This window comes from Anoxybacillus sp. (assembly GCF_036834105.1).
Lineage (GTDB): Bacteria > Bacillota > Bacilli > Bacillales > Anoxybacillaceae > Anoxybacillus.
This window is the reverse complement of sequence record NZ_DAITON010000220.1, coordinates 1-2,062: the sequence shown is the minus strand read 5'-3', so window position 1 is coordinate 2,062 and position 2,062 is coordinate 1. Positions and strand designations below refer to the sequence as shown.

Here is a 2,062-nt window from a genome sequence, read left to right as displayed (position 1 = left end):
GCAAGCGGATTGCGAATTTCATGCGCTGCTTTTGCCGCCATTTCCCCGACTGCCGCCAACTTTTCCGATTGATGAATGCGTTTTGTAAGCTCCTCAATTTCGGTGATGTCGAGAAAGAAAATTGTACGGCCAATATGCTCCCCGTATAAGTTAAGTAAATTCGATTGTGACACTAAAAATATTTTTTTCTCACCATTTCTTTCGTATGGTACTTTTACTTGCCGAAACGGATCACGGCGAATGAAAAGCCCCCAAAATAAAGCATCATATCCACTTTCTTTTTCTTGCTCAATCAACTGCTTAATTTCTTTTTTACTTAAACGGAGCAATGTAGCCGCAGAATCGTTAATGAAATGATTCGAATTGGAATTATCGATCGTGATCAAACCGATAGGCAATGAATTTAGTAATTGCTCAATATATACTTTGTCATCCTCTAGTTTTTCGTACAATCGAGAATATTGGCGAAATGTTGACGAGAGTAATAGCATAATGATTGTGTATAAAAATAAACCGAATAATGAATCGAATTTAAATAAAATAGACAATATAATGGCTACCACCAACGTAACCGCATAAATGTACGAAACTTCTTTCACTGTGCTAATTAATACGACAATGAAGTCCGTAGATGAATGAAGTGAAAAATATAAAGCCATAAGTACGGCGTTTAAAATAAAATAGGTGAGGAAGCAAAAAATATAGGCCCAAAAATACTTTAAAGATATTTCTCCAACTTCCCCTCCGAAAATAGTGTACACATAGTATGAACCGCATATCATAATGGCATAGACGGAGAAATTAAATACATGTTTCCACCAAACCATTTTTCGAAGATGAGTAAAATATACGATAAAGCTCCCTAACATTAGGACAGTCAGCGTATATTTCAATCCAAAAACAAAAAGTAAGGACAAATAAATCGATGATTCTAATGTGAATGAATTACCACTAGGCGGAAGGCATATTAAATATCGATCTAGCAATGCCACAGTCCCCGCAAACAACAATAACAACAACCACTGCTCTTCCACATGCACACTAGAAAATGGCCATATGTATAGAAATAATGCACACCCAAACAAAGAAATGAGCGTCACATATAGTGCAAATAATCGTTTCATGAAATGTATTCACCTATCTATAATAGTTTGACTCTATCATTCTATGGCAAACAACGACAATAAGCAACAGGGGTTTTTTATGATCGTTTATCCCTAAAAAGCCATTGATGAGATATAATAAAAAAAAGATAAAGGAGTGAAGAAGATGTTCATGCTTCCTGAAAATCGATCGAAGCACTGGTACGGGATTAGTGTGTTTTTATTTTTTCTTTTTCTTTGTACACTGGCCGGTTCTCGTTTGTTACTTGACATCTCCATGGATTTTAAACAATGGATTGCTTTTGCGGTGATATCCTTCATTTTAGCGAGCATTATCGGCGCAGGTGGGTTTTTCGGCAAAGCGGCATTCACTATTGTATCTTTCACTTTTGCAATCATTGGAATGATAAACGTCGTTTTTATTTCTATGACCCGCGCCCATGAAGGGTGGAGTGATATAACGAGCGTCATCTCCTTTCTTGTTATTTCAGCGTTCGGTATCGCCGTTGGCGTCATTGCTGAAGTTATTCGTAAACTGTTTAAGAAAAAAACAATGTAAAAAAAGCCATCCATGGAGATGGCCCTTACATATGAAGCATTTGTTTTTTGATTTCTACAACAAGCGGATGATCAGAAGGAATGTGAGCATATGTGACAAGTGCTCCTTCTACTCCGCTTTCTTTTATCGTTTGTTGAAGCTGTACCGCTTCTGTATCTCCTTCATAATCAAATAACAGCAACGCTGCGATGCCTTTTGCTAAAAATGTAGGAACTTCCCCGAAGCATTCGTAATATTTCATCGCCGGCCGAATAAGGCGATCATTTGGTCCAAGTTTACGTATTGGTGAACGAGCCACCCGTGTCACTTCATCCGTCATGGCAGGATTGATAAATCGTTCAACAATCTTTTCCATATACGCTTGATGTTCAGCTTCATCCCAACCGTATTGATGAACAAG

2 protein-coding genes and 1 pseudogene are annotated in these 2,062 nt (G+C 37.6%); 1 reads left to right on the top strand and 2 read right to left on the bottom strand.

What is annotated here, in order from left to right; all coding sequences use genetic code 11:
* A partial coding sequence (locus tag V7Z64_RS13105; protein ID WP_334110720.1) for a PAS domain S-box protein occupies positions 1-1,124 on the bottom strand: 1,124 nt, incomplete at its 3' end.
* 145 nt (positions 1,125-1,269) lie between these two features.
* Between V7Z64_RS13105 and V7Z64_RS13100 the strand changes: the two genes are divergently transcribed.
* On the top strand, positions 1,270-1,662 hold the full coding sequence (locus V7Z64_RS13100) for a permease (RefSeq protein ID WP_297988887.1): 393 nt from the start codon (positions 1,270-1,272) through the stop codon (positions 1,660-1,662).
* A gap of 25 nt (positions 1,663-1,687) precedes the next feature.
* Here V7Z64_RS13100 and V7Z64_RS13095 read toward each other — a convergent pair.
* Positions 1,688-2,062: pseudogene (locus V7Z64_RS13095) on the bottom strand (mannitol-1-phosphate 5-dehydrogenase); the annotation flags it as partial.

Bases quoted from the DNA above. Each gene is read 5' to 3' on its own strand.
- V7Z64_RS13100 (WP_297988887.1), top strand. From the start codon at position 1,270: ATGTTCATGCTTCCTGAAAATCGATCGAAGCACTGGTACGGGATTAGT.